This window comes from Chryseobacterium sp. KACC 21268, assembly GCA_028736075.1.
GTDB lineage: Bacteria > Bacteroidota > Bacteroidia > Flavobacteriales > Weeksellaceae > Epilithonimonas.
In genome coordinates this window covers 2,582,991-2,608,745 of sequence record CP117875.1, presented here as the reverse complement: position 1 = coordinate 2,608,745, position 25,755 = coordinate 2,582,991, and the positions used below count along the sequence as shown (strand labels likewise).

The window sequence follows — 25,755 nt, the reverse complement described above, 5'->3', positions numbered from 1 at the left end:
ATGGACACAAAAGACATCAACTTATCTGCCGAACTCAAAAAATATTTTGGATTTTCTAAGTTTAAAGGGCAGCAAGAACAGATTATAACGGAACTTCTGGATGGTAAAGATATCTTTGTTCTAATGCCAACCGGTGGAGGAAAATCACTTTGCTATCAGCTGCCTGCACTCATCTCCGAAGGAACTGCAATTGTCGTTTCTCCGTTAATTGCTTTGATGAAAAATCAGGTGGATGCTGTGAATGGACTGTCTTCTGATGAAGGAGTGGCCCACGTTCTTAATTCTTCATTAAATAAAACACAGACAAAACAAGTGATGGATGACATCACGGCTGGTAAAACCAAATTACTTTACGTAGCTCCGGAATCATTAATAAAAGAAGAATATGTGGAGTTTTTGAAAAATGTCAAAATCTCTTTCGTTGCAATTGATGAAGCACATTGTATCTCAGAATGGGGACACGATTTCCGCCCGGAATACAGAAATCTGAAAGGAATTATTGATAAAATTGCAGACGTTCCCGTCATTGCGCTTACTGCGACTGCAACACCTAAAGTTCAGGATGATATTCAGAAAACTTTAGGAATGAACAACGCATTGGTTTATAAAGAAAGTTTCAACAGAGCCAATTTATTCTACGAAATCCGTCCGAAAGTAAACGTTGATAAGGAAATCGTGAGATTCATCAATCAGCACAAAGGAAAATCAGGAATCGTGTATTGCCTGAGCAGGAGAAAAGTAGAGGAGTTTGCTCAGCTTTTGCAGGTGAACGGCGTGAATGCTTTGCCTTACCATGCAGGTTTAGATCAAAAAACAAGAGTTTTGCATCAGGACAAATTCTTGATGGAAGAGGCCGATGTCATCGTAGCAACAATAGCTTTTGGGATGGGAATCGATAAGCCGGATGTTAGGTTTGTAATTCATTACGATATTCCAAAATCATTAGAAAGTTACTACCAGGAAACTGGTCGTGCCGGTAGAGATGGCGGTGAAGGTTATTGCCTTGCTTTTTACGATCCGAAGGACATTGAAAAACTAGAAAAATTCCTTGCTCAAAAACCAGTTTCCGAAAGAGAAATCGGGCTTCAACTTTTGAATGAAGTCGTTGGATATGCTGAAACTTCTATGAGCAGAAGGCAGTATTTGCTTTATTATTTTGGGGAAATATTTGATCCGATAAAAGGAGAGGGCGCTTTGATGTGCGACAATTCTCAAAATCCACCAACTTTAAAAGACGCCACGAAAGATCTTAAGAAGGTTCTTGAAATGATAAAAGTTTTGGGCGAAAAGTTCAAAACCAAAGATCTCATTTCTTTGATTACAGGAAAAGAATCCGCAGTCACAAAGTCCTATAAACTAGAACAGACGGAATATTTCGGTTTCGGAAAATCTGAAAGTGACAACTATTGGAAATCTATCATCAGACAAGCTACGGTTCAGGATTATCTTAAAAAAGATATCGAAACTTATGGTGTTCTAAAAATCTCTGAAAAAGGACAAGAAGTCATTGATGGAAAGTCAAAAAACATTTTCCAAATAGCAGAAGATAGAGAATACAATCTTGCACAGTCCAAAACAAAAGCAGATAATGAACAAGTCCAGATCCAGGCTGGAGGAGGATTGGACCAACTTTTATTTGGACAATTAAAAGAGCTAAGAAAAACAGTTGCAAAAAAATATGGTATTCCGCCTTACACTGTTTTTATGGATCCTAGTCTTGAAGATATGACGGTTCAATATCCGGTTTCTGTAGAAGAAGTGGCGAAAATCTACGGCGTTGGCGAAGGAAAAGCAAAGAAGTATGGAAAAGATTTCGCTGAATTCATTAAAAAATATGTAGAAGAAAACGAGATCGAAAGAACTCAGGATACTGTTATAAAACAAGTCGCAAACAAATCCAGCCACAAGGTTTTCATCATTCAGAATACGGATAAGAAAATCGATTTGGAAGACATTGCAAAGGCGAAAAATATAACAATGACAGATCTTCTTTCTGAGATGGAGAGCATCATTTATCAGGGTACAAAGCTGAATATCGACTATTATGTCAATGAGAATTTTGATGAAGATATTGTAGAGGAGTTTATGGACTTTATGAAAAATTCGGAGAGCGACAGTATGAAAACTTTACTTGCAGAATATGGCGATGATCTGACCGACGAAGAAGTTAGAATTCTTAGAATCAAATTCATCAGTGATATTGCAAACTAAAATAATTGAAACTTTATTAATTAAAAACTTATTTTAAAGTATATCAGTTATATGATTTACTAAAATAATTTGAAACAAATATCCTTAAAGAAAATCCGCTTCGTCACTGAAGCGGATTTTTTTTATTAGTATCAATTATTGAAAAATTTAAGATGTTCTGATCAATTAGGAAGTTTGGTTCCTGTAATTTCAAAAGGAAAATTTACCCTTTGTCCGCCATCATCCAGATTGACCCACGTAGAATTACTCACAACAAATTGTTGCGCATTGTTAATCTTCGTCGCATCATGCGGTAGCTGAGGATAAAAATGAGTACCAGAGGATGTTTTCGATCCCCATTTTATCCAGTATGTTCCAGGTGCGAGATTGAGATCGGCTGTTTGAGTTTTCATTCTATAAATCTTTCTGGTCGTATTGTCGGGTTGTCCCTGCAGTATCCGGTACATTTTGGTTTCTTCTGCTGAGACGTACCGATTGGTGTTAATGTCTCCATAAACTTTCACTGCACCTGCAACAGAAGGATCAGAAGAATAGATTTCAAAATATAATTCACTTACCGGAAACGCTGTTCCTACAAAACCTGTCTGATAACCATAGAAATAGATATTCTCAATTTTCCATTTTTCGCCAGACGGTATCTGGAAATCATCAGACAACATACGATCCGTAATCGTTCCATTCAGACCCCAGGTGCTCTGAGGCGCTTTAACCTCACTCCAAGTAAATCCAGCAGGAGCAGACGTTCCTGCTACTGATGCTGTACCGCTGCTCATCCCCGCAGCTGTGCTGAAAGTGAATGCTTCGGGCTGAGGCTCCATTACTTCGTCATCGTCACTTTTACAGTTTATGACCAAACTAGCTGCAGAAAGCAGACATAGAAAAAATTTAATTTTCATAATATTTTATTTTATTTTCCAAAGATATTCTCACTCTCAGTGGATTAAAATAACGAATAGATGAACGACATTTTTAATAGACCAATGATTTCATTGTCCCATTAATTCATACAAAACAGAGTGGGTTTATTTATAATTAAAATTTCCATAATTTTGAATAATGAAAAAATCTATTATTTTCATATTGCCCGATTTGGAAACCGGTGGTGCAGAACGCATCATCACAACAATTGCGAATCATCTACCGAGGGATAAGTTTTCGCCGGCAATCCTATTATTAAGAAAAGAAGGAGCGTATTTGGATTTCTTAAAACCAGATGTTGAGATTATCGATATCCAGACGCCACGCATAAGGCATTCGTTAAAACCAATTCTTCTGGAAATAAAAAGAAGAAAACCTGATATTGTGTTTTCTGGTTTTGGAGAGGTTAATGCCTACTTGTCGCTATTCATCAAACTTTTTCCTAATACAAGATTTATCGCAAGAGAAACCAATGTCGTTTCCCAACACGTAACCAGAAAAGAAATCAAATTCTTCTACAAATTCTACAACAACTACGACCGGATCATCGCACAAAGCAGTGATATGGAAATTGACTTGATTAAAAATTTTGGCATAAGGAAAAATAAATTGGTTAAGATCAATAATCCTGTGGATGTTGATTTTATAGAAGAAAAGCTTAAGCAATCCGAAAAACCCATTGAATTTTCTCCGCAGTACAAACACGTTGTCGCGATTGGAAACCTTTCTGCCAGAAAGGGTTTTGATAATCTTTTAAAAGTTTTTTCCAGACTTAAGAATCAAAATATTCTGCTTCATATTTTAGGAGACGGAAGAGATAAGGAAATGCTTTTGCAGATGAAAGAAATGCTGGGATTGGACCACGTTATTTTTCACGGTAAGAAAAGCAATCCCTACCAATATCTCAAGTTTGCTGATCTTTTTATCCTCTCTTCGCGGTATGAGGGTTTTCCAAATGTGCTTTTGGAAGCTGGAGCTTGCGGCATCTATTCTTTAGCCAATAATTGTCCTGGCGGAATTGATGAAATCATCATCGATCAAATCAACGGTGAAATATCAAACATTGAGAATTACGATGATTTTGCTGAAAAGATAAAACATGCAGTGCACAGAAGTAATAATAAAGAAGATATTAAAACTTCCATCAAATCTCGTTTTTCTAAAGATATTATTCTAAAGAAATATGAAGAGTTGCTCTGGAATATTTAAAATCCAAACTGATAAAAAAATCCTGAATACTAATTCAGGAATTTTTCTTTTGCAAAATCGAATACACGCTTGTCGATTGGTAGTGGGAAAGGATTTTCGCCATCCAAAGGAAACCATTCGGTTTTTTCGATGCACGGATCTAATATTAATTGATCTTGTTCATTCAGGATTTCAGCGAGATAATAAATCGTTATCAATTGCTCATTATCCCTGAATCTGGAAACCAGAAAATCATCCTGCGTGTAGAAATGCTCTGTAACATTAATATCAAGATTCAGTTCCTCTTGGAATTCTCGCTTCAAACATTCTATGGTGCTTTCGCCGAATTCTAAACCACCTCCAGGCAATTTGATGAGGAAATCTCCTGCATATTCCTCGTGCAGAGCAAGGATCTTATTATCCTTAATACAAAGCGCGTAAACACGAATGTTGATCTTATCTATCATAGTTGTAATTTGGAATGTCTAATTTATGGAAAATTATTTTTTCCAGGCAATCATCATTTCTCTTTTTCCTGGTGGGCCTTGTTTTTTCTCCACTTCGAAGCCTAATTCGATTAGATTTCTTCTAAAGCTGCCTTTCGATGCATAAGTGGTAAGCAAACTTCCTGATTTCATTTTTGATGCTACGATTTCTAATAATTCCATTTCCCATAGATCAGGCTGCACCCTTGCGCCAAAACAATCAAAATAAACCAAGTCGATAGGAGGAAGTTCTGCATCTTTAAGATCAAAAAAGTCTTTATTAATTTTTTTAAGGCTAAAATCGTTAATTAATTCATTAGAAACTTCCCAATCTAACTCGTGGATTTTCAATGATAAATCTTTGATAATATCGTTATGAAATAGTTCGGAATAAGCAAGTTTTGAAGCTTCTTCAAAAAAAATCGGATATTTTTCAATTCCAAAATAGTTGATTTTGTGATTTATATCATTTTTCAAATATTCATCAATTGTTACTAAAACATTAAGACCTGTTCCAAAACCGAGTTCTAAAATATTAATTTCGTAACTATTTATTAAATTTAGTCCATTTTTAATAAATACATGATTAGCTTCTTGCAGAGCGCCGTGTTTGGAGTGGTAAGTCTCTTCTAATCCATTGATTAATAAAGTTTTACTTCCGTCACTAGTCGTTATTAATTCTCTTTTCAAAGTATTTTTTTACAAATTTAACATTAATTTTTATTATTAAATATTTATTATATATTTGTAATACCTCAACAAAAAATTAAAAAATGATAATTCAAAAATCTACCAACCCAAGAATTTCAACATTTGATCCAAGTAATTTCTCATTTGGAAATACTTTTATCGATCATATGATAATCTGCGAATACGAGAACGGAAAATGGGGGGATCTACAGTTGATTCCTTATGGTCCAATCGGTTTTACCCCGGCTATGATGGGGGTAAATTACGGACAAGCGTGTTTTGAGGGAATGAAGGCTTATAAGGATAATGATGGGCAAGTGTTCCTTTTCCGCCCGGAAAAGAACTTTGAACGCATTAACAAATCCGCAAAAAGATTGGCTATTCCTGAGATTTCCGAAGAAATGTTCCTTGGCGGATTGAAAGCTTTGGTAGATATAGATAGAGAATGGATTCCACAAGGCGAAGGAATGTCTTTGTACATCAGACCGCTTTTGTTCGCAACTGAAGAAGCCTTGAAAGCTAGGATCTCCGAAAAATATATGTTTGCCATTGTAGCAACGCCTGCAAAGAGTTATTATACAGCTCCAGTTTCTGTGAAGATATCAGACCATTATTCCAGAGCGGCAAGTGGCGGTGTAGGTGCAGCGAAGGCAGCTGGAAACTATGCAGCTTCCTTCTATCCAACGCAATTGGCGATAGAGGAAGGTTATGATCAGATCATTTGGACAGACGATTGTTCTCACGAGTACTTTGAGGAAAGTGGAACGATGAATGTCTTTGTTAGAATCAACGATACGATCTACACACCGAAAACTTCTGATAAAATTTTGGATGGAATTACTAGAGATAGCTTCCTGAAACTTGCTGAAAGAAGAGGAATTGAAGTAGTTGTCGGAAATGTGAAGGTGACAGACGTTATCGAGGCACAAAGAAACGGAACTTTGAAAGAGGTTTGGGGCGTTGGAACTGCTGTGGTAACTAGTATCTTCGAAGCGTTGGGTTACCAAGGTGAGCATCTTGAGTTGCCTAGACTTTCTGATGAAGAGAGTTTTGCAGCACAACTTAAGAATGACCTTGTGAATATCCAGACCAACAATGCAGAGGATCCTTTTGGATGGAGAGTATTGGTGGAAGAAAATGTATACAGTGTATAGAATTAAATAAAAAGTAAAGTGAAAAGCAAAACCGGAAATTATCTTCCGGTTTTTGTTTTAATAACAATTAAGTCTTTGAAAATTCTTAATTTTGCCAAAGTTTTTCCAGATCAATTATTTTATCTTTCAGAAAAACGATTCTATTATGAAGAAACTGATCTACATCGCCTCATTCGCTATCGTTGCATCCTGCGCAAAGCAAAACCCCACACCAACACAAGGTGAGCAATATCTGTCTGCAAACGAGATGGAAGTTTCCAAAAACAGAACGAAAGACCTCAACAATCTCGAGAGGACCCAGATCCAAGATTGGATCAAGTCACAAGAGGTAAAATATTATCCGATGGGAATGAACTATTGGGTAAACATAGAAGGTCTGGAGAAGCAAGCTCGCAAAAACAACGGCGAAAAAGTTTCGTACCAATATGATATCTACGATTTTGACAGAACCAAGTTGTACGATTCATCCATTCAAAATACGGATGTGGAATTCGGTCATTTCAAAGAGATGGATGCCGTGGAAGATGTCATCCGTTATCTTAAAAAAGGAGAGGAAGCAGAAATCCTGGTGCCTTCTGTTTTGGCGTATGGAACTTATGGTGATGGTAAGAAGATCAGCAACGATATGCCTCTCATCATCAAAGTAAAAGTATTATAACTAACGACTATATTAAAAATGAAAAAAATTATAGCACTTTCTATAACATTATTAACATTATTAAATTGTAAAACATTGGAAATAGACAAAGAAGTTTATAAAAGTCTGCCAGACGGGCTTTATGGAAATTTTGTAACAAGCAAGGGAGAGATCTTGGTGAAATTCGAGGACGAGAAATCTCCTGTAACCGTTGCCAATTTTGTTGGACTTGCGGAAGGTAAGATCGAGAACAAAGCTAAGAAAAAAGGGGAACCTTTCTACGATGGTACCATCTTCCACAGAGTGATCAAAGATTTTATGATTCAAGGTGGCGATCCACAAGGAACTGGAATGGGAGATCCTGGATACAAATTTGCTGACGAGAGAAATGACCTTCAACACACAGGGAAAGGAATCCTTTCTATGGCGAATTCTGGACCAAATACCAACGGTTCTCAGTTCTTCATTACAGAGATCGCAACGCCTTGGTTGGACGGAAAACATACAATCTTCGGAAAAGTGGTAGGTGGAGAAGCAACTATCGATTCTATCGCAAACGTAGAAAAAGGACCTCAAGACAAACCTAAAACAGACGTTGTTTTGACAAAAGTTGCAGTATTCGGTAAAGGTGATGCTTATAAACATTACGATGCAGCGAAGATCTTCTCTGAAGGCAAAGCTAAGATCGAAGAAAAAAACAGAGCATATCTGGCAAAAGCGGAAGAGGAAAAAGCTAAGAAATTGGCTGAGTTCGCTGCGAACCAAGAAAAATTGGTCAATGATATGAAAGCTGGAATGCAATCTACGCCTTCTGGTCTTTACTATAAAATCACTAAAACTACCACTGGTGCAACGCCTACGCCGGGTCAAACAGTTGCTGTACATTATGCAGGAAAGTTGATCAACGGTGAGGAGTTTGATAACTCTTTCAAAAGAAATGCGCCAATCGATATTCCAATCGGTGTTGGTCAGGTAATCAAAGGTTGGGACGAGGGAATTCTTCTATTGAAAGAAGGAGAAACTGCAACATTGTTGATCCCACCAGCTTTAGGTTATGGAGAAAGAGGAGCTGGCGGTGTGATCCCACCAAACTCTTGGTTGATCTTCGACGTAGAATTGGTTAAGATCGGTGGATAATTCCAGGTCTTATCAAACAAAATAAAAAGGAGTGAAATTAATTTTTCACTCCTTTTTATTTATATTTTCAAGTCTCTTATGAAAGTAATTGGTAAGCTTTCTTCGCACCAGCTACGCAAGCTTCATAATGTTCTTCGGTAATTTTTTCATCAATAATGGATTTGAATTCCTGCCAATATGGTCCAGTATTCTCGCCATAAACTCCGAAGTAATTGAACTCTATATTCTCAAATTCTGGATTTCTTTTCAATTGTTTTGCGATGACATTTCCACCCAGTGTAGAACCTTCCATTACGTAAAGGGCGCCAAAAGCCTCAGCTTCGTTTTCCAGGTTTTGTGTGGGAACTTCGTTTTCTGTTTTGATATTTAAGTTATCAAGGTCAGTTTTAAGGGCTTCGATCTTGCTTCTTAATTCTAACTTCAATTCTGGATAATTTTGAAGTTGATCATGGATCTGAGGTTCGTATCTGCTGATCAGTTTGTAATTGTGGATCAAAAGTGTCTTGTAATCATCCAAAGTGTAGGATTTATCAAAGATCTTTTGGGATTGTAGTTTTGCCTCTGTATCGTCGTGTTGTTGTTTGGTTTGTTCTTTAAGAAATACTGAAATCATAGTCAGGTTTTTGAAATTTTAATATAAAGGTAGTTCCGATGCCGCTTTCGCTTTCGTAGCTGATTTCGCCACCCATTTTTTCCATTAGATGATGAACGATATTCAGACCGACACCATTTCCATTGAAAGCTTTTGCATTACTCATCCTGCTGAATATCTTAAACATCTTGCCAGCATCTTCTTTATCAATGCCAATTCCGTTATCTGATATCTTATAAGTTACACCAGTTTCGTAGACTTCACCAATGATTCTCACAGTAGGTTTTGATGATCTGGAAGAATATTTAATGGCATTGCCAATCACATTTCCAAAGACCTGATACACCATTGTGGGATCGCCCAAAACTTCAGGCGTATTCTCAATAATGATCTCGGTATGAGGCGAGTCAAAACTTATCTTGGATTCATCTGCCAATCTATTGATTAATGGATCAACTTCGATCTTTTTAAGCTCAATCTCAGATTTTTTAATCTTGCTGAGTTCCAATACATTTTTGATCATGTCACTCATAGAGTCTACTTGACCAATAATTGTATCTAAAAATTTCTGAGTTTTTTCATCAGGCTGCTGTAGTCTTTTCATCAATTGAGCATTGAGTTTGATGACTGTAAGCGGTGTATTGAGGTCGTGAGAAATGGTGTATGAAAAAGAATCCAATTCCTCATTTAGTTCTCTCAATTGATTATTAAGATCTACAATCTGAGCAGATTTTGTGTGAGAAGCTTTCAGAATTACAGATGTGATCCATTTTGCAGATTCTATCTCTCTTGTTTTCCAAGGAAGTGCTGTATCTTTTACATATTCCTTCCATACCTCGAATGATTTTCTTGGCGAGAATTTGATGATTTCTACACCATCTTTTATTTCAGAGACAGTTTCTTTCTCTGGATTTCCGGCCCATTTTATTTTTTGACCCTGTTCCTTTCTCATCCAGATCAGCATATCGGAAGTGTTATTTCCGAGAACACTGATGATGATTCCACAGCTGATTTCAGAATTATCCAATTCCAGACCACTGGTTTTACAGAACGTATTTGAGATAAATATATTTTCTTCTAAATCCTGGTTGGTATCTTTGCTCCAATTGATGATTTTATCAATATCTGACTGGTTTGGGACATTGCCATAGGTCAGGATTTCATTATTAATTTTAATAATCATTCCTTCTGCAGCACAGACATCCATAATATCTTTAATATTATTGTTCAGAGCTTTCGCAAAATTTTCTTCGCTCAAAAGATTCTGACGAAGCGAAATATTACTAAGATTACTTTTTTGATAATCTGCCAAAGTTTGTAAGGATCTGTAAGAACCATAAGCATTGGCTGCAGTTCTGGTAAGTGTTTCCACCAAAAGTCTGGACTGCAGATCAAGGTGTTTCGGCTCTGCGTTCTGGCATGCCACCATTCCCCACAGAACACCATTAACAATGATCGAAGCACTGAAACTGGATTCTACGCCAGCATTTTTTAGATATTGACGATGAACTGGAGAAGACGATCTAGTAACGCTATACGTTAAATCAATATTTTCTTTCTGAACACCATAGATAGGGTAGGTTTCACCAGAAACATGAGAGGTGATTCGGACTGTGTTTTTTAGGTAAAGTGCTCTTGCCTGCGCAGGAATATCAGATTCCGGATAATGAAGGTGAAGATAACTCTCTAAGCCTGGCTTTACAGATTCCTCTATCACTTCGCCACTGCCATCGTAAAGAAATTGGTAGATCATTGCGCGGTCAAAATCGATAACGTTTTGAACTTCGTGCAGTAAAAGTTTCCAAATATTCTCATCGTTTGACATTTTGAGAATATTCTGAATGGCTTTGTATTCCTGATTGATCTTATGGTTTGGAATTACCTTCTCGATTTCGTAAAAAGTAAAACCTTGATTTGTATGGATAGAAAGTGTAAAATCTTCTTCCTTAAAATTGATATGCTGAATCGCTAGTTCCTGATTGTCTGAAAAATTATCCCAATTGACATCAAGTTCAAGCTGATCAAATAAAACTTTTACATCCTGACCTAGTACAGACTTGGCCTCCAAGGAAAAAAGATGCAAAATGTTTTCACTATAGAAAGTGATTTTGGAATCTTTTGCACCTAAAAGATATCCGTATTTTTGAACTTCTCCACAGATATGAATCGGTTCTTGGTCGCAATTAATATATTCCTTTGGATACATTCGGTTTATACTGTTTTAATGATATTCTTTGTTATTCCAAAGTAAAATATACGTATGTTAATTATGTAAAGATATAAAATTAAAATCTTTTTTTCAGCTGATTTTACACATACAGCATAATTCTAAATTGCCAAATATAACTATCTGAAAATAAATCAAATATATACATCTATTATTTAATAAAATAAAAAAAGATGCCAATTTTCAAAGACATCTTTACAATAAAATCGTAGTTTTTATCTATTTCATATCGTACATCATCAAAGCTGTGATCAGTTTTGGCTCAATTAATGTACATTTTGGTGGCATTTTGATTTCTTTATCAGAGATTTTCAACAGGTCATTGAAACTGATAGGGTAGATGCCAAATCCAACTTTATACTCTCCGGAGTCCACTTTTTCTTTAATCTCGGTAATTCCTTGAGTATCAGATGTACCTTTCAGATAAGTGATCTTGTCTGTATGTTTTGCATTTTCTATTCCAAATATTTTTTCGAAAATGTACTTATCTACCAAATGATGATCTAGGTCATTTTCATTTTTGAGTTCCTCACGGATGTTATGCTTCACATGCAAACTGTAAAATCTACCGCCCAAATACATACTAATATGGAATTTCTGCGAAGGGAAATATGGAGCTTCTCCTTTATCGTGAATCTGGAAATCTTCCTTCAGTTTATCAAGAATCTCTTCGTGTGACAAGCCGTTTAGATCATTCAGAAGGCGATTGTAATCATTAATTTTGATGGATTGGTTGGAAACAATAAAGCTGTAAACAAAGTTGTAATGCTCCGTGCCGTGAGACCTTTTGTATTTATCTCTTTGTTTTTTAGCATATTCTGCAACGGAACCAATTCTATGGTGTCCATCTGCTATGTAAAAAGAATCAATAGGATCCAAAACCTCTTTGAACTGCTGAAGTTTCAATCGGTTATCAATTCTCCATATTTTATGTTTTACACCTTTTTCGTCTTTATAATTGATGATTGGCACATTCTTCTGCTCATGCGTCATCAGCAATTCAACTTTGGAATTCGCGTGATAAGTAAGTAAAACTGGTTCTGCCTGGATATTAACTTTTTCCAGATAGTGCGCCATCTTCATTCGACGCTCAGTGATTGTAGATTCGTGTTTTTTTATTTTTCCATCCCAGAAATCATCTACACTTACAAGACCAAGAAGTCCTCGAAAACTGCTTTTATCAGGCAAAGTCTGCTCGTATAAATAATAAGAAGAATCGTCCTGAGTCAGCTTTTTCTCCTCGAGAAGTTCCTCGTAATTAGATCTGATCTTTCTGAAGTTTCTGTCAATATCTTTAGATTTGCTTACGACAGCAGGTTTGATCATTTGAATATATGAGTTCTCCTGCTGAGATTTTTTGTTGATCTCTTCCTGAGTAAAATTATCCAAGGAATAGGTCGGAAAAATATCCACAAAATCGTGGTTCGGTCTGATTCCTTTAAATGGTTTAAATACTGGCATATTTATATTTGGTCTTTCAGTTTAATAATTTGAATTGCTAACTCTTCCCCAATTCTATTTTGCGCATCTATCGTATTCCCGCCAACGTGTGGAGACAGTGACATTCCCGCATTCATAAGGATTTCAACTTCCGGCGATGGTTCTTTTTCGAAAACATCAAGTGCAGCTCCGGCTAATTTTCCATCTTCAATCGCATCGATCATAGAGACTTCGTTGATGACGCCGCCTCTTGCAGTATTGACGATGAACACGCCGTCTTTCATCTTTGCAAACTCATTGGTGTCAATTAGATATTCGTCAGTCAATCCCGTATTGAGACTTATGAAATCCGAATGTTCCAGAACTTCATCTAAAGTTACTGATTTAATTTCGAAATTCACAGTTTGTCCATCGAAGAAACTGATTTCGATATTGCTTGTTTTCGGAGTTCTGTTGTAAGCTAAGATTTTCATTCCCAAAGAAATACCAATCTTAATGACCTCAATTCCGATGTTTCCCATCCCGACAACACCCAATGTTTTCCCGGAAAGTTCTGAAGCATTATTGAAGGATTTTTTCAGCGCATTAAAATGAGTTTCACCTTCCAAAGGCATCAACCGATTGCTCTCGTGAAGAAATCTCGCCAATGAAAAGAAGTGCGCAAAAACGAGTTCTGCAACAGATTTGCAGGAAGCTTTTGGCGTGTTGATGATGTAAAGGCCTTTATCAATGGCATATTCTACATCAATATTATCCATCCCGATGCCACCACGTCCAACTATCTTGAGGTTTGGACATTCGTCTATCAGATTTTGTCTTACCTGCGTAGCGCTTCTTACCAGCAGAACATCCACATTATTTTCATTAATGAATTTGCTGAGATGCTCCGGCGAAACACGGCTTTCCAAAACCGTGATATCGGCGTCTTTCAAAAGTTGAATTCCCGATTCGGAAATCCCATCATTGGCTAATACAATCATGTTTAATTCAAAAATGCTTTTATAATTGAGTTTCCTTGAAATGTTTGAGGTAAATTTCAAGGTGTGCTAAGATACGATATTTTCCCAAATTAACATTCAATTAACAAAAAAACGTCTTCAAACAAATTGAAGACGTTTCTATTTTATGATAAGAAAATGTTAAATACTTTTCATCACATCCACCAAAACCTGCACGCTTTCGATTGGCATTGCGTTGTAGATGCTCGCTCTGTAACCGCCAACACTTCTGTGGCCATTCAATCCGCTGATTCCGGCTGCTTTCCAGGCTGCATCAAAAGCTTCCTGTTTGGATTCGTCTGTCAAAGTGAAAGTCACATTCATAAAAGAACGGTCTTCGATGGCAGAAACACCTTGGAAGTTTGGATTGCTGTCAATCTCGTCGTAAAGCAATTTAGCTTTAGCATTGTTTCTTGCTTCAGCAGCTGCAATTCCGCCATTTTCTTCCAAATGTTTTAATGTCAAATAAGACGCATAGACTGCAAAAACAGGCGGCGTGTTGGACATTGATTCTTTATCGATGTGAACGGCATAATCCAAATAAGTTGGAATCGATCTTCCTGTTTTTCCAAGAATCGATTTTTTAACAACAACCAAGGTTGCACCAGCTGGACCCATATTTTTCTGAGCACCTGCATAAATCACATCGAACTGAGAAAAATCCAATTCTCTACTGAAAATATCAGAAGACATATCGCAAACCAAAAGCGTATCCACTTTCGGGAATTCCTTCATCTGCGTTCCAAAAATCGTGTTGTTGGATGTGCAATGGAAATAATCGTACTCCGAACCAACTTTAAATTCTTTCGGAATGTAAGAATAGTTAGCTTCTTTGGAAGTTGCCACAACATCTATATTTCCAATCATCTTCGCTTCTTTAATTGCGCCTGCCGCCCAAGTTCCGGTGTTGGTGTAAGCTGCTTTTCCATCCACAGAAAGAAGGTTGTAAGGAACCATCAAAAACTGAAGACTTGCGCCACCTTGCAAATACAAAACTTCATAATCGTCGCCCAGATTCATCAATCTTTTTACGATAGCACGAGCCTCGTCCATTACTGCAACAAAATCTTTGCTTCTGTGCGAAATTTCCAAAAGCGATAATCCTGAATCATTAAAATTAAGAATTGCTTCTGAAGCCTTCTGGAAAACTTCCTGAGGTAAAATACTTGGACCTGCGCTGAAATTATGTTTTTTCATTCTATAGTTTATTTTGTTTTGGTGATAATTTGGTGTTGTGATTCTAAGTTATTCGTTGTGAAGGAATGCTTTTTTAGCCAAAAGTTGTTCTTCGGTTTCCACATTGTCTTCATCCGGAACGCAGCAGTCCACAGGGCAAACTGCAGCACACTGAGGCTCCTCGTGAAAGCCTTTACATTCGGTACATTTGTCGGTTACTATGAAGTAATAATCATCTGCAACAGGTTCCTGAGCAGCGTCTGCACTCACAGAAAGTCCGGAAGATAGAACCACCATTCCTTTCAGTTCTGTACCTTCGGATGCTTTCCAATCTACTGCTCCTTCATAGATGGCGGTGTTCGGACATTCCGGTTCACAGGCGCCACAATTTATACATTCATCAGTTATCTTGATAGCCATTGCTATTTTATTTTTAATTTTGTGCAAAATTACAAAAAAAAAGCCAGCTATGCTGAACGAAAACAAAATTTTGGGACTCGAAAAATTAGGAAATTTCATCAATGATTTTATTCATAAAGATGATGAAAATTACAATGAGAAAGAAGAGCGATTGGCTTATCTGATGAAGCGTTCTGAGATTGAAAATCCTTGGTTTACTTTGGAAAATCAACGTTACAACCTGAAACAATGGGCAGGCCTTTTCACGAAAGAAAATATTGAGAACTGGTTATCCAAATATGAATTATCAAATACGCCAAAAAGGGTAGGACTGATTCTGGCAGGAAATATCCCGATTGTTGGTTTTCACGATATTATTTCTGTGGTTTTGAGCAATCATATTCCAATCATCAAATTATCTTCGAAGGATAAATTGATGTTGCCATTTCTATTAGAACTTTGGAAAGAGTTTTCTAATAATGAAATTGAATTTGAAATCGTTGAAAGACTGGAAAACTTCGATGCGGTGATTGCGACCGGAAGTAATAATACGGCGAGATATCTGGAATATTATTTTAAAAATCACCTGAGTATCATTAGGAAAAACCGAACATCCATCGCAGTTTTGAAAGGTGACGAAACGGTGGAAGAACTTCAGCTTTTGGCGGATGATATTTTCAGATATTTCGGATTGGGTTGCAGAAATGTGACCAAGCTTTTGCTTCCAAAAGAGATGAAAGTCGATGGTTTGTTTGAAAATTTTGTAAAATATCAAAATGTCATCAATCATAACAAATACGCTAATAATTACGATTACAATCGCGCGGTCTATCTTTTGAATCAAGACCTTTTTTGGGATAATAATTTTGTGATGCTGAGAGAGGATGAGAAGTTGTTCAGTCCATTGTCAGTGGTCAATTTTTCACGATATGAAACTTTGGAAGATGCGAAGCAATTTGTGGAAGATAACAGAGAAGAGATCCAAGCAATTGTTGCAAAACCTGAGTTGGGATTGGATTCCATCGGTTTTGGAGAAACACAAAATCCTTCTTTGAATACCTATGCGGATGATGTGGATACGATGGCTTTTTTGAGTGTGATTTAATCAATTATAATATTTTTTTTATTCTTAATACAAAACGGACTCGAAAGTTTCCGTTTTTTTTTTATGTCTGGATATTCCTAACTCAACCTATAATAATACTTTTTAATAATGAAAATCAGAGTTTTAGTAATATTTTTTTTAATTCATTTTCAACTAACTACAAACCGTGATTTTTGAAATTTACTCTTTTATGGTGGTTTTTTGCATTGCTTATGATTCTACATTTGCTAAACAATTAACCAATTAAATTTTATTATTATGAAAACAATTATTATCGGTGCTATTGCGCTAATGACCATGAACTTCTCATTTGCACAATCTAATGTGGATCTAAGTGCACAAATTGGAAACCTAAACACAGCTACTGTGGATCAAACAGGTTTTATGAATGTAAACGTCTTATTGCAAGATGGTAACCGTAATGATGCGGACATCGACCAAGTAGGATGGGTAAACACCAATTTGGCGGTAAGCCAAGGAAATCGTAACTCTATTGACGTTGAACAGTGGGGAATCGGAAACTCCAACTCAACTTTGCAATTTGGTAACAGAAACTCTGCTCAGACTTTGCAAGTGGGATTGTGGAATGATGTAGATCAAATACAAATCGGAAGAAGAAATGACGCTTCTGCAACTCAGTTAGGAATTGGAAACTCTATCAGCCAATATCAAGACGGTAGAAGAAACTCTGCAACTGCAATCCAAGTTGGTGTAGACAACACGATCGGACAAGAGCAATATGGCAGAAGAAATGATGCGTACGCTTTGCAAATCGGAGCTGACAACACCATTCACCAATTGCAGGACGGAAATGACAACAGTGCAAGTCATATTCAATTAGGAAGTGACAACTATGCAGATTCTCATCAGTATGGTAATGACAACTCCAATATGGGATTGCAAGTTGGTACCGGAAACGAATTGTACCAATATCAATATGGAAATGACAACACGGCTCTGGACATTCAAATGGGCGATTCTAACTACACAGATGTAACACAAACCGGAACTTCTCACTTCCATTTTGGAATGCAAGCAGGTAACAACAACTCATTGGTTGTAAATCAGTCTAACTAAAAGTAACAATTAGCTTTAACCTTCAGATGAGAGAACTTGGTTTCTCTCATCTTTTTTTGTTTAAATATCAATCTAACGGAAAACCGTGATTTTTGATTTCTAACGGCTACTGGTGTTTCGCACAACCACCGTGGATTGTAACTTTATAAAAAAATGATGAAAAAAATATTTTACATATTACCTTATGTAGCATCGTTGCTTTTTTCAATATCCATCAAGTCTCAGGAGATCGACTGGGGACAGATCAATAGCAATAATGCTTTCAACATCATCAATATTCAAAATCCGGATAATGGATCATACGATGCAACGATCCAAATTGGTAATCACAACAGCACGGAACTTCTCATCAATGAAAGAACTAAACTTTCCGTCGCACAAATCGGTGATTACAACAAGCTTCTTTTCAATAATTCCTTCACCGAGACCAAGGTCAACAACAGCATCACGACGCAAGGTCATAACAACATCATAGACATCACGGGAAGCAATAGCATTTCGGATGATATGAAAATCAATGTGAAAGGTGACAACGTGACCATCTTTATGAGAAACTATTAAAATCATTAAAAATGAAAAATCTATATACCCTGATGTTTTCCGCTTTTATTTTATTTCCTTTTCTCAAAATGAAAGGTCAGGACGATAAAAAGATTGTGGCGAAAATCGAAAGTAAAAACACAGAAGGCCAGATAAAGCTGAGCGCTGTCGTGACCAACAATTCTGATACCTATCAGGAACTCAACTATCTTTTGATTTCTATTAAAAAAGGCAACGGCGGAAATATTTCCAACAACAAACAAAGTGGCAAGTTTTCTATCAATCCATCCGAAACGAAAAAACTGTCCGAGATCAGCGTGAATCTCAATAGCAAAGATGCGCTGAAAACCTTTCTCTACATCCGAGACGAGCAAACCAAAACGCTCATTTCAAAAGATAGCCTTGTCGTTAATTCCAATGATTTCCAGCAAACTGCAAGAAAACTGGAAGAGGAAAAATATTCTGAGCTGAAAGGTCTTACGATTGATGAGACCAAAAGCAAAATCGGGAAGGATTTCTATGACGCCTTTTATATGCAGTACAACCAACTGACGGAGAAAAGCAATTACACGATCACCATCAGCGAGCTACCGTCCAGAGGAACCACAGGACAAATCATCGTAACCATAGATGATAAGCAGATCTACAGCTTTTTCACCAATCCGAATGAAGATTATTTGAAAGAACAATTGGCGATGACTTTTCGAAATATCAAAGACTATAATGCCAAGAAAAATCTGATCAGAAATGAATTCCTATACTAAAAACTATTGCTATGAAAACACTATTAATGTTAATGATCACCGTGATGGGATTCCTTTCCCTCTCGGCGCAACAATTGGTTTACAAGCCCATCAATCCTGCATTTGGAGGTGACACTTTCAATTATCAATGGTTGTTGAGTTCTGCCAATGCTCAGAATCAATTTGATGACGACAAGAGTGATTACAGAAATCTTCTGGATGATATGAATTCTTTGAGCGGTTTTACAGACAGTCTCAACAGGCAGATTCTGAGTCAGCTTTCTCAGAAACTTTTCGAAGATCAATTTGGGGATGGACCGCTGACGCCAGGAAACTACACATTTGGATCCTTGTTTCTGGAGGTCAATCAGACTTCGCAAGGATTGCTGATCAACATTTTGGACACCAATACTGGTCAGCAGACAGAGATTGTCATTCCGAAGTAAAAACTAAAAACCAACCCAATGAAATCAATTATTAACCATAGAAACTTTGCAGGTGTGATTCTGTTTGCACTGATGCAGAGTTGCAGTTCGCTTTTCAACTTGCCATCCAATAGTGAGAAATCTACAATGGGCGAAGTGACTTCCTACACCACGGAACTCAAAAAACTGCCTCCACCAAAAGAAAAAATTGTCATCGGTGTATACAAGTTCCGAGATCAAACAGGACAATACAAACCTTCGGAAAACGGAAGCAACTGGAGTACGGCAGTTCCACAAGGCACAACAACGATCCTTATAAAAGCGCTGGAAGACAGCAAATGGTTTGTCCCAATAGAAAGAGAAAACATCGCGAATCTCCTTAATGAAAGACAAATCATCAGATCCACAAGACAGGAATATTTGAAAGAAGCTGACAAAAATGTGCAATCACTTCCGCCACTTTTGTACGCTGGCATTTTGCTGGAAGGTGGTGTGATTTCTTATGATAGCAATGTGATGACAGGCGGAATTGGCGCCAGATATTTTGGAATTGGTCTGTCGTCGCAATATCGTCAGGATCGGATCACGATTTATCTGAGAGCGGTCTCTACGCTGAATGGCGAAATCCTGAAAACCGTTTACACTTCAAAAACAATTCTCTCGACAAGCGTGAATGGAAACTTTTTCAGATATATCGATACAGAAAGACTTTTGGAATCGGAAGTTGGCGTTACCCAAAATGAGCCAGTGCAATTGGCGGTGACAGAAGCGATTGAGAAAGCCGTGAAATCACTCATCGTAGAAGGCGTTCGCGATAAAATCTGGGGAAGTGCCATTCAGGATCCGACAACTTACAAAGCTTTGATCGAAAAATACGAAACTGAACAAGAAGATAATGACAAGCGGATCATCGGAAACAAATATCCGAACAACTACCGTCAAAAAGTAGCGCTGTTTGCCAATGTAGAAGGACAGCAGATCAAAGGTGATTATGTGAATCCCAAGGCTAGTGTCGGTTTCAAATTGGGCTTGAAATATTTTCTAAGCGATCACATCAATGTGGAACTCAACGCCAATGTCTTGACACTTCGGAATCAAAATATCCTGGCCAGAACTTTTCTTGTTTCTGAGGTCAATTTGGAATATCTGATGCTCCCAAAGTATAAATTATCACCATTCCTCTATGCAGGTGGCGGATCTATGTTTTCTGAAAATCAAAATTTCTTCAAAGCACAATTCGGTGGCGGACTGGAATATCTGATGGACAAGAACTTTGCCATTAGACTTTCCTCTCAATATGACCTTGGCTTCACAGACAATTGGGACAGATTGGTCAACGGCAAACAAAAAGATCAAGCAATCCGTGTGGCACTGGGAATCAATTTTTATCTCGGAAAAAAATAAAAAACTACAATTATGAAAACTATTATAAAAATCACAGTCTTCTTCATTTTCTCGATCTTCCTGATTTCTTGTAATGAAGAGTTGGTAGAGGAAACACAATCCGGCATTCTCAAAGGGAAAGTCGTAAGAAGAGGAAGCAATGAACCGCTGGCAAATGTCAAAATATTTACAACACCTACAACGAGCACGGTTTTCAGTGCACAAGATGGAACTTTTGAAATCAAAGATATGCCGATTGGTAATTATTCCGTAAAAGCCGAACTGACGGGATTTCTCACTAATTTTCTAAGTGTCAATATGCAATCACAAGATCAAATTGTGACGGTCGTATTTGAAATGGACGATGACGAATCTCTAAACACAGCGCCATCTGTTCCGACTTTGCTCAGTCCTACAGATAATTCGGAAAATCAACCTTTGGAATTGGAGTTGACTTGGAACACGACAGATCCAGACAGTCTTGATGTTTTGAAATACAGATTGATCGTTAAAAATAATCTCAACACCAATGTTCTGGAATTGAAAGATCTTCTGGATAAACATTACACTTTGAAAGATCTCAAATTCGGTGTCAGCTATTTTTGGCAAGTTGCTGTTTCAGATGGGATTCATCCGGAGGTTTTCAGTGCTGTAAGTAAGTTTACAACAAGCACAACGCCTGCAAACAGATTTCATTTTGTAAGAAAACAATCTGGGAATTTATATATTGTTTCGACGAATGAAGCTGGAACAAGTTTTGACTTCACGGCGCTTTCCTACAACAGCTGGCGACCAAGAAAAAATAACAATGCCGGCGTCATCGCTTTCCTCAGAACGGAAGGTGGAAACACGCATATTTTCACAGCCAAGCCAGATGGATCGGGAGTTTTCAAAGTAACGACTGTTCCTGTTTCGGGTTTCAATAATTATGAATTGGATTTTGCGTGGAAAACGAATGGGAAAGAATTGATCTACGCTAATTTTGATAAGCTTTACAGAATCAACAAAGACGGAAGCGGACAAGAATTGATTTACACAACGCCCGATGGAAGCATTATTTCAGAATGTGATTGGAGCTATGACAGCAGTAAGATTGCAATCAAAACAAATGACTTCAATGGTTACAACACCAAGATTTATGTAATCGATATGCTCGGCAATACGCTCAAAACAGTTTTGGCGGGTGTTTCTGGTGGAAGTGGCGGTCTGGATTTTTCTGTAGATGGTAATCTTTTGGTCTATTCACACGATGTTTCTGGTTACCAGGATGGGAACTACAGACAACTGGATTCTCATATTTTCATTTACAATTTGACGGATAATTCCGTACGTGATATTTCCGCAGAAAGTGAAAAAACAAATGGAACCAACGATCTGGATCCGAGATTCTCGCCAAACAATGCACAGGTAATTTTCACAAACACATCTAATGATGGTATCTCGCAAAAAACAATAATGATGATAGATTTAAGTAGCTCAGAATCTGATCTGGAAAGAACAACCCTTTTTAGTAATGCAGAAATGCCGGATTATGAGTAAAAATATATTACGATTTTTGTAATAGGAAAGAATTTCTGGGCCGGAGCAAAAGGTTTTTGAAATTCTTTTTTTTTGTTTAATGTTTTCTTACTGCAAAATGTGATTTTCTATGGCGTATTTCACAACACCTGCAGAGTTTTTCACGTTCAGTTTCAATAAGATTTTTTTTCGATGGGTTTCCACCGTATTGATGCTGATGAAGAGCGTTTCGCAAATCTGTTTGCTACTCATACCGTCGCAGATCAGTTTCAGAACTTCCATTTCCCGTTTGGTAAGACAGTGACTAGGAACTTTGCTATTAACTTCGATATGACTAAGGAAATTCATCATTTGATCTTTTGCAAAATCGCAGATGTAAACAAGACCGGATCTCAAAGCATCGATAGATTTTACAAACTCTTGATAGCCACAATTAATATCCAAATAACTTTTGATTCCTTTCTCAAATAGTTTTCTGATTTCTGCCACTTTGAAGCAATTTCCGATGACAATGATTTTGATATTCTCATATTTACAAACCAGATTCTGCACCAAGTTGTACATTTCTGTCAGCACCACACAGTTGGATCCCAACATTAGGAATTCCGGCGGCTGGTAGTTGAGATGTTCGTAGAGTTTTTCAGTGGAATTGCAGATGTGTACAACTTCGAAGATTTGCCCATCTGTAAGGAGTTTTGAGAGTCCTTCTGCGTAAAAGACGGGCTCATCAAAAATAATTAATTTTGGTTTCATAAGTATTAAGTTTTTTGGATGGTTAGTATTCAAATATAATAAAAAATACGTTCTATTCCTAAAATTATTTTCTTAAAATCTACGATTAGTATTGATTTTTTTTAGTTCTCAATAGTCGTTAATAAAAACAATGAAATAGTTGAAGAACAAACTAATATCAGTTGATCGCGGTTTGAGAAAATCCTGGAGCTAATTGACCAATTTTAATATGTTAAATTGATGATAAGTTGACAGATTGATTATCGAAAATCAAGCGCACATTAGGTAAAGAAAATTAACCAATGGAAGATTCAGGAAAAAGAATTTCTGAGCCGGAGCAAAGGTCAGTGAAACTCTCATTTGGAATTTATCCTAACATGTGGTTATCCATAGCATACTTTACGACACTCGCGGAATTTTTCACATTGAATTTTAATAATATTTTTTTGCGATGTGTCTCCACGGTGTTAATACTGATAAACAGTTTTTCGCAAATTTTCTTGCTACTCAGCCCGTCACAGATCAACTGTAAGACTTCCAGCTCCCTTTTGGTAAGTGCTTCTTTTAATTGATAGCCATACTGATTTTTTTTATGACTTAGAAAATCCATCATACGCTCCTTTGCAGAATCACAGATATAAATCATTCCCGAGTTCAGCGCGCTAAAAGATTTTACAAGTTCATTGTATCCGCAATTAATATCCAGATAACTCTTAATCCCTTTGTCAAAAAGTTTTCTGATCTCAGACATTTCGAAAAAATTACCGATGACAATAATTTTGATATTATCGTGTTGACTTACCAAATCTTGTATCAAAGTGTACATTTCGGTTAGCGCCAGGCAGTTAGATCCCAACATCAGGAATTCTGGAGCTTGATTGTTAAACTGTTTGGAAAGTTCTTTATAGGAATTGCAAATGTACACCAAATCAAAAATTTGCCCATCAGTAAGGCGTTTAGAGAGGCCTTCGGTATAAAAAACCTGCTCATCAAAAATGATTAGTTTTGTTTTCATAGATTTTGTGTTTTTATTTGGCTGTAATCCAAATGTAATAAAAAATACTTATAATATTGAAATTATTTTCTTAAAAACAACTGCTTTATATTAATTTATTTAACGAATAGAAAAATAGATTATGTTTTTAATAATCAGCTGAACCACTGACTATCCGTACTGCTGTAATATCAAAACAAGAAGTGTTGGCAATATTCTCTATTATTTCATATTAACATAAAGTCATCTCTATCACCTCAATTGAATAAAGACAAGGACACCGATAATCTGTACAAAAGAAAAGACCGTAACAAACGTTACGGTCTTTTTCATTTCTAGCAATAGAAGCATTTTTTATTTTAAGGTTGTCCACTGCCGCCAGCCGAACCATAGATTTGTCCTGTCGCAAAACTGCCAGTGTCATCTGCAAACTGAACAAAAATAGAAGCCAGTTCTGCAGGCTGTCCTGGTCGTCCCAATGGGGTGTCGCCACCAAATTCCACCAGCTTATCCTGAGTCTGCCCGCCACTAACTTCGAGTGCTGTCCACACTGGTCCGGGTGCAACGCCATTCACGCGAATCCCTTTCGGTCCTAATTGTTTTGCTAAAGATTTGACATAACTCGTGGTCGCTGCCTTAGTCTGTGCATAGTCATAAAGATCAGCAGAAGGATCATACGCCTGAACTGATGAGAGTCCAATAATACTGGAACCCGGTTTCAAATGGGGTAGTGCAGCTTTGATAATCCAGAATGGTGCATAAAGATTCGTCTTCATCGTGCGGTCAAAATCTTCTGTACTGATGTCCAAAATCGATTGGTTGCTTTTTTGATGACCGGCATTATTAACCAAAATATCCAGCCCGCCCAACTGGCTCACAGCTTCTGAAACCAACTTCTGACAAAACGCTTCATCACGCAGATCGCCTGGGATTGCTACAGCTTTTCGGCCTGCTTTAATGATTAAATCTACGACTTCTCTCGCATCAGATTCTTCGTCCGGCAGGTAATTAATCGCAACATCGGCACCTTCTCTGGCAAAAGCAATGACGGCTGCACGGCCAATCCCGGAATCTCCACCCGTTACAAGCGCTTTTCTGCCTGTCAGTCTTCCTGATCCCACATAGCTTTCTTCACCGTGATCCGGCACAGGATCCATCTTGGCTGCTAAACCGGGAAATGGCTGAAACTGTTTGTTGAAAGGTGGTTTGGGATGTTTTGTAGTTGGATCTTCCAGGTGCGAATGGCTTTCGTTCAGTGTAGATTCCTCCTTTGCATTTTCCTGCTCCTCAGCAGATTCTTCAGGGGTAATGATATCCAATAATTTGTCGAGTGCTTCTCGTCTTGTGATTTGATCGTCCATATAAATTGTGATTTGGTGTGAATATTTTGATTTAAGTTTTATCTTAAGCAATCAACATTCCAAGTTGGCGCTGCTACAGATTATCCAACATTTTTTCTAAAATCTGTGATCGCGACAAACAGTTCCTCGGCATCTACAGTCAGTTCCGAAGCAGTGAGGCTGATTGGCAGAATTCCATCGGCATTGGCAAGTCCATTGGTGACCATTCCTGATAATTTCTTTTTGATTAATGGAAGATAACTTTCTGCATTATTCACCGTCAATGTCACCAAAGTATCTGCACCCACTTTTTCTAAATTAACAGACATAATATCATTCCAGAGGATCATTCCTGCAGCTTTACTTAGGGCGGTTGTTTTTGAAATGATGCCTTCGTTGCTGAGTACGACCAAAGGTGACTTATCCCTCAGTATAAATAATTTTTTAAGAATCACGATCGCTAATATTAAAATGAAAACACCCGAAACTGCCGCCAGCTTAGCACCTACCTGGCCATCAAACAAGCCAATGCCATAGAGGAATGTGGCGACTAAAACGACTAATATTCCTGCACAAATCAGGATTAGATTCATTGATTTTTTTCGGTCTCTGTAAAATTCCATAGTGGTGGTTTAAATTAAAGTTT

25 protein-coding genes are annotated in these 25,755 nt (G+C 37.3%); 12 read left to right on the top strand and 13 right to left on the bottom strand.

The window, feature by feature from the left end; genetic code table 11:
* A complete protein-coding gene (recQ, locus tag PQ459_12135) occupies positions 1-2,211 on the top strand; it encodes a DNA helicase RecQ (protein WDF45647.1) in 2,211 nt (736 codons plus the stop codon).
* Between the two features lie 161 nt (positions 2,212-2,372).
* On the opposite strand, the gene PQ459_12130 is transcribed toward recQ, so the two are convergent.
* Positions 2,373-3,107, bottom strand: coding sequence for a hypothetical protein (locus PQ459_12130; GenBank protein WDF45646.1), 735 nt, complete (start codon positions 3,105-3,107; stop codon positions 2,373-2,375).
* 157 nt (positions 3,108-3,264) lie between these two features.
* Between PQ459_12130 and PQ459_12125 the strand changes: the two genes are divergently transcribed.
* On the top strand, positions 3,265-4,338 hold the full coding sequence (locus PQ459_12125; GenBank protein WDF48719.1) for a glycosyltransferase: 1,074 nt from the start codon (positions 3,265-3,267) through the stop codon (positions 4,336-4,338).
* A 29-nt stretch (positions 4,339-4,367) separates the two neighbouring features.
* Here PQ459_12125 and PQ459_12120 read toward each other — a convergent pair whose 3' ends face one another.
* Complete coding sequence (locus PQ459_12120) at positions 4,368-4,784, bottom strand: NUDIX domain-containing protein (GenBank protein ID WDF45645.1); 417 nt, start codon at positions 4,782-4,784, stop codon at positions 4,368-4,370.
* A gap of 33 nt (positions 4,785-4,817) precedes the next feature.
* Positions 4,818-5,492, bottom strand: a complete 675-nt coding sequence (gene mnmD, locus PQ459_12115) for a tRNA (5-methylaminomethyl-2-thiouridine)(34)-methyltransferase MnmD (GenBank protein WDF45644.1) — start codon at positions 5,490-5,492, stop codon at positions 4,818-4,820.
* An 83-nt stretch (positions 5,493-5,575) separates the two neighbouring features.
* Between mnmD and PQ459_12110 the strand changes: the two genes are divergently transcribed.
* The 3 genes from PQ459_12110 (at position 5,576) to PQ459_12100 (ending at position 8,420) form a co-directional block, all read left to right on the top strand.
* Positions 5,576-6,646, top strand: a complete 1,071-nt coding sequence (locus PQ459_12110; GenBank protein ID WDF45643.1) for a branched-chain amino acid aminotransferase — start codon at positions 5,576-5,578, stop codon at positions 6,644-6,646.
* A gap of 145 nt (positions 6,647-6,791) precedes the next feature.
* Positions 6,792-7,304, top strand: a complete 513-nt coding sequence (locus tag PQ459_12105; GenBank protein ID WDF45642.1) for an FKBP-type peptidyl-prolyl cis-trans isomerase — start codon at positions 6,792-6,794, stop codon at positions 7,302-7,304.
* Positions 7,305-7,322: 18 nt separating this feature from the next.
* Positions 7,323-8,420 (top strand): peptidylprolyl isomerase, encoded by a 1,098-nt coding sequence (locus PQ459_12100; GenBank protein ID WDF45641.1) that lies wholly within the window; start codon positions 7,323-7,325, stop codon positions 8,418-8,420.
* Positions 8,421-8,496: 76 nt separating this feature from the next.
* Here PQ459_12100 and PQ459_12095 read toward each other — a convergent pair whose 3' ends face one another.
* From PQ459_12095 to PQ459_12070, 6 genes are all read right to left on the bottom strand, one after another.
* Positions 8,497-9,033, bottom strand: a complete 537-nt coding sequence (locus tag PQ459_12095; GenBank protein WDF45640.1) for a biliverdin-producing heme oxygenase — start codon at positions 9,031-9,033, stop codon at positions 8,497-8,499.
* The gene (locus tag PQ459_12090) at positions 9,014-11,218 is read right to left on the bottom strand and encodes an ATP-binding protein (GenBank protein ID WDF45639.1); all 2,205 of its coding nucleotides are present in this window, start codon (positions 11,216-11,218) and stop codon (positions 9,014-9,016) included. The genes PQ459_12095 and PQ459_12090 overlap by 20 nt, the downstream gene beginning before the upstream one ends.
* A gap of 240 nt (positions 11,219-11,458) precedes the next feature.
* The gene (locus PQ459_12085) at positions 11,459-12,700 is read right to left on the bottom strand and encodes a DUF1015 domain-containing protein (GenBank protein ID WDF45638.1); all 1,242 of its coding nucleotides are present in this window, start codon (positions 12,698-12,700) and stop codon (positions 11,459-11,461) included.
* A 2-nt stretch (positions 12,701-12,702) separates the two neighbouring features.
* On the bottom strand, positions 12,703-13,659 hold the full coding sequence (locus PQ459_12080; GenBank protein ID WDF45637.1) for a D-2-hydroxyacid dehydrogenase: 957 nt from the start codon (positions 13,657-13,659) through the stop codon (positions 12,703-12,705).
* A 159-nt stretch (positions 13,660-13,818) separates the two neighbouring features.
* Complete coding sequence (gene serC / locus PQ459_12075; GenBank protein ID WDF45636.1) at positions 13,819-14,874, bottom strand: 3-phosphoserine/phosphohydroxythreonine transaminase; 1,056 nt, start codon at positions 14,872-14,874, stop codon at positions 13,819-13,821.
* A gap of 48 nt (positions 14,875-14,922) precedes the next feature.
* The gene (locus tag PQ459_12070; GenBank protein ID WDF45635.1) at positions 14,923-15,273 is read right to left on the bottom strand and encodes a 4Fe-4S dicluster domain-containing protein; all 351 of its coding nucleotides are present in this window, start codon (positions 15,271-15,273) and stop codon (positions 14,923-14,925) included.
* Between the two features lie 49 nt (positions 15,274-15,322).
* Here PQ459_12070 and PQ459_12065 point away from each other — a divergent pair, with 49 nt between their 5' ends.
* The 7 genes from PQ459_12065 to PQ459_12035 all read left to right on the top strand — a co-directional run bounded on the left by PQ459_12065 (position 15,323) and on the right by PQ459_12035 (position 22,064).
* Positions 15,323-16,357, top strand: coding sequence for an acyl-CoA reductase (locus tag PQ459_12065; protein ID WDF45634.1), 1,035 nt, complete (start codon positions 15,323-15,325; stop codon positions 16,355-16,357).
* Positions 16,358-16,615: 258 nt separating this feature from the next.
* Positions 16,616-17,434, top strand: a complete 819-nt coding sequence (locus tag PQ459_12060; protein WDF45633.1) for a hypothetical protein — start codon at positions 16,616-16,618, stop codon at positions 17,432-17,434.
* 153 nt (positions 17,435-17,587) lie between these two features.
* A complete protein-coding gene (locus PQ459_12055; GenBank protein WDF45632.1) occupies positions 17,588-17,995 on the top strand; it encodes a hypothetical protein in 408 nt (135 codons plus the stop codon).
* 11 nt (positions 17,996-18,006) lie between these two features.
* The gene (gene csgH, locus PQ459_12050) at positions 18,007-18,738 is read left to right on the top strand and encodes a curli-like amyloid fiber formation chaperone CsgH (GenBank protein ID WDF45631.1); all 732 of its coding nucleotides are present in this window, start codon (positions 18,007-18,009) and stop codon (positions 18,736-18,738) included.
* Positions 18,739-18,749: 11 nt separating this feature from the next.
* Positions 18,750-19,163: a curli assembly protein CsgF gene (locus tag PQ459_12045; protein WDF45630.1), complete on the top strand. Its 414-nt coding sequence runs from the start codon at positions 18,750-18,752 to the stop codon at positions 19,161-19,163.
* Between the two features lie 18 nt (positions 19,164-19,181).
* Positions 19,182-20,546 carry a CsgG/HfaB family protein gene (locus PQ459_12040; GenBank protein WDF45629.1) on the top strand — a complete coding sequence of 455 codons (1,365 nt, stop codon included), beginning with the start codon at positions 19,182-19,184 and terminating at the stop codon, positions 20,544-20,546.
* 12 nt (positions 20,547-20,558) lie between these two features.
* Positions 20,559-22,064 (top strand): carboxypeptidase-like regulatory domain-containing protein, encoded by a 1,506-nt coding sequence (locus tag PQ459_12035; protein WDF45628.1) that lies wholly within the window; start codon positions 20,559-20,561, stop codon positions 22,062-22,064.
* 87 nt (positions 22,065-22,151) lie between these two features.
* On the opposite strand, the gene PQ459_12030 is transcribed toward PQ459_12035, so the two are convergent.
* From PQ459_12030 to PQ459_12015, 4 genes are all read right to left on the bottom strand, one after another.
* Positions 22,152-22,796 (bottom strand): response regulator transcription factor, encoded by a 645-nt coding sequence (locus tag PQ459_12030; protein ID WDF45627.1) that lies wholly within the window; start codon positions 22,794-22,796, stop codon positions 22,152-22,154.
* A 346-nt stretch (positions 22,797-23,142) separates the two neighbouring features.
* Entirely contained in the window at positions 23,143-23,790 is a 648-nt protein-coding gene (locus PQ459_12025) for a response regulator transcription factor (protein WDF45626.1), read from the bottom strand.
* A gap of 338 nt (positions 23,791-24,128) precedes the next feature.
* Positions 24,129-25,130, bottom strand: a complete 1,002-nt coding sequence (locus PQ459_12020; GenBank protein ID WDF45625.1) for an SDR family oxidoreductase — start codon at positions 25,128-25,130, stop codon at positions 24,129-24,131.
* 80 nt (positions 25,131-25,210) lie between these two features.
* On the bottom strand, positions 25,211-25,732 hold the full coding sequence (locus tag PQ459_12015) for a hypothetical protein (protein ID WDF45624.1): 522 nt from the start codon (positions 25,730-25,732) through the stop codon (positions 25,211-25,213).
* Between the last annotated feature and the right edge of the window lie 23 nt (positions 25,733-25,755).

Bases quoted from the DNA above. Each gene is read 5' to 3' on its own strand.
- recQ (WDF45647.1), top strand. From the start codon at position 1: ATGGACACAAAAGACATCAACTTATCTGCCGAACTCAAAAAATATTTT.
- PQ459_12130 (WDF45646.1), bottom strand. From the start codon at position 3,107: ATGAAAATTAAATTTTTTCTATGTCTGCTTTCTGCAGCTAGTTTGGTC.
- PQ459_12120 (WDF45645.1), bottom strand. From the start codon at position 4,784: ATGATAGATAAGATCAACATTCGTGTTTACGCGCTTTGTATTAAGGAT.
- PQ459_12110 (WDF45643.1), top strand. From the start codon at position 5,576: ATGATAATTCAAAAATCTACCAACCCAAGAATTTCAACATTTGATCCA.
- PQ459_12105 (WDF45642.1), top strand. From the start codon at position 6,792: ATGAAGAAACTGATCTACATCGCCTCATTCGCTATCGTTGCATCCTGC.
- PQ459_12100 (WDF45641.1), top strand. From the start codon at position 7,323: ATGAAAAAAATTATAGCACTTTCTATAACATTATTAACATTATTAAAT.
- PQ459_12095 (WDF45640.1), bottom strand. From the start codon at position 9,033: ATGATTTCAGTATTTCTTAAAGAACAAACCAAACAACAACACGACGAT.
- PQ459_12090 (WDF45639.1), bottom strand. From the start codon at position 11,218: ATGTATCCAAAGGAATATATTAATTGCGACCAAGAACCGATTCATATC.
- PQ459_12085 (WDF45638.1), bottom strand. From the start codon at position 12,700: ATGCCAGTATTTAAACCATTTAAAGGAATCAGACCGAACCACGATTTT.
- PQ459_12080 (WDF45637.1), bottom strand. From the start codon at position 13,659: ATGATTGTATTAGCCAATGATGGGATTTCCGAATCGGGAATTCAACTT.
- serC (WDF45636.1), bottom strand. From the start codon at position 14,874: ATGAAAAAACATAATTTCAGCGCAGGTCCAAGTATTTTACCTCAGGAA.
- PQ459_12070 (WDF45635.1), bottom strand. From the start codon at position 15,273: ATGGCTATCAAGATAACTGATGAATGTATAAATTGTGGCGCCTGTGAA.
- PQ459_12065 (WDF45634.1), top strand. From the start codon at position 15,323: ATGCTGAACGAAAACAAAATTTTGGGACTCGAAAAATTAGGAAATTTC.
- PQ459_12060 (WDF45633.1), top strand. From the start codon at position 16,616: ATGAAAACAATTATTATCGGTGCTATTGCGCTAATGACCATGAACTTC.
- PQ459_12055 (WDF45632.1), top strand. From the start codon at position 17,588: ATGATGAAAAAAATATTTTACATATTACCTTATGTAGCATCGTTGCTT.
- csgH (WDF45631.1), top strand. From the start codon at position 18,007: ATGAAAAATCTATATACCCTGATGTTTTCCGCTTTTATTTTATTTCCT.
- PQ459_12045 (WDF45630.1), top strand. From the start codon at position 18,750: ATGAAAACACTATTAATGTTAATGATCACCGTGATGGGATTCCTTTCC.
- PQ459_12040 (WDF45629.1), top strand. From the start codon at position 19,182: ATGAAATCAATTATTAACCATAGAAACTTTGCAGGTGTGATTCTGTTT.
- PQ459_12035 (WDF45628.1), top strand. From the start codon at position 20,559: ATGAAAACTATTATAAAAATCACAGTCTTCTTCATTTTCTCGATCTTC.
- PQ459_12030 (WDF45627.1), bottom strand. From the start codon at position 22,796: ATGAAACCAAAATTAATTATTTTTGATGAGCCCGTCTTTTACGCAGAA.
- PQ459_12025 (WDF45626.1), bottom strand. From the start codon at position 23,790: ATGAAAACAAAACTAATCATTTTTGATGAGCAGGTTTTTTATACCGAA.
- PQ459_12020 (WDF45625.1), bottom strand. From the start codon at position 25,130: ATGGACGATCAAATCACAAGACGAGAAGCACTCGACAAATTATTGGAT.
- PQ459_12015 (WDF45624.1), bottom strand. From the start codon at position 25,732: ATGGAATTTTACAGAGACCGAAAAAAATCAATGAATCTAATCCTGATT.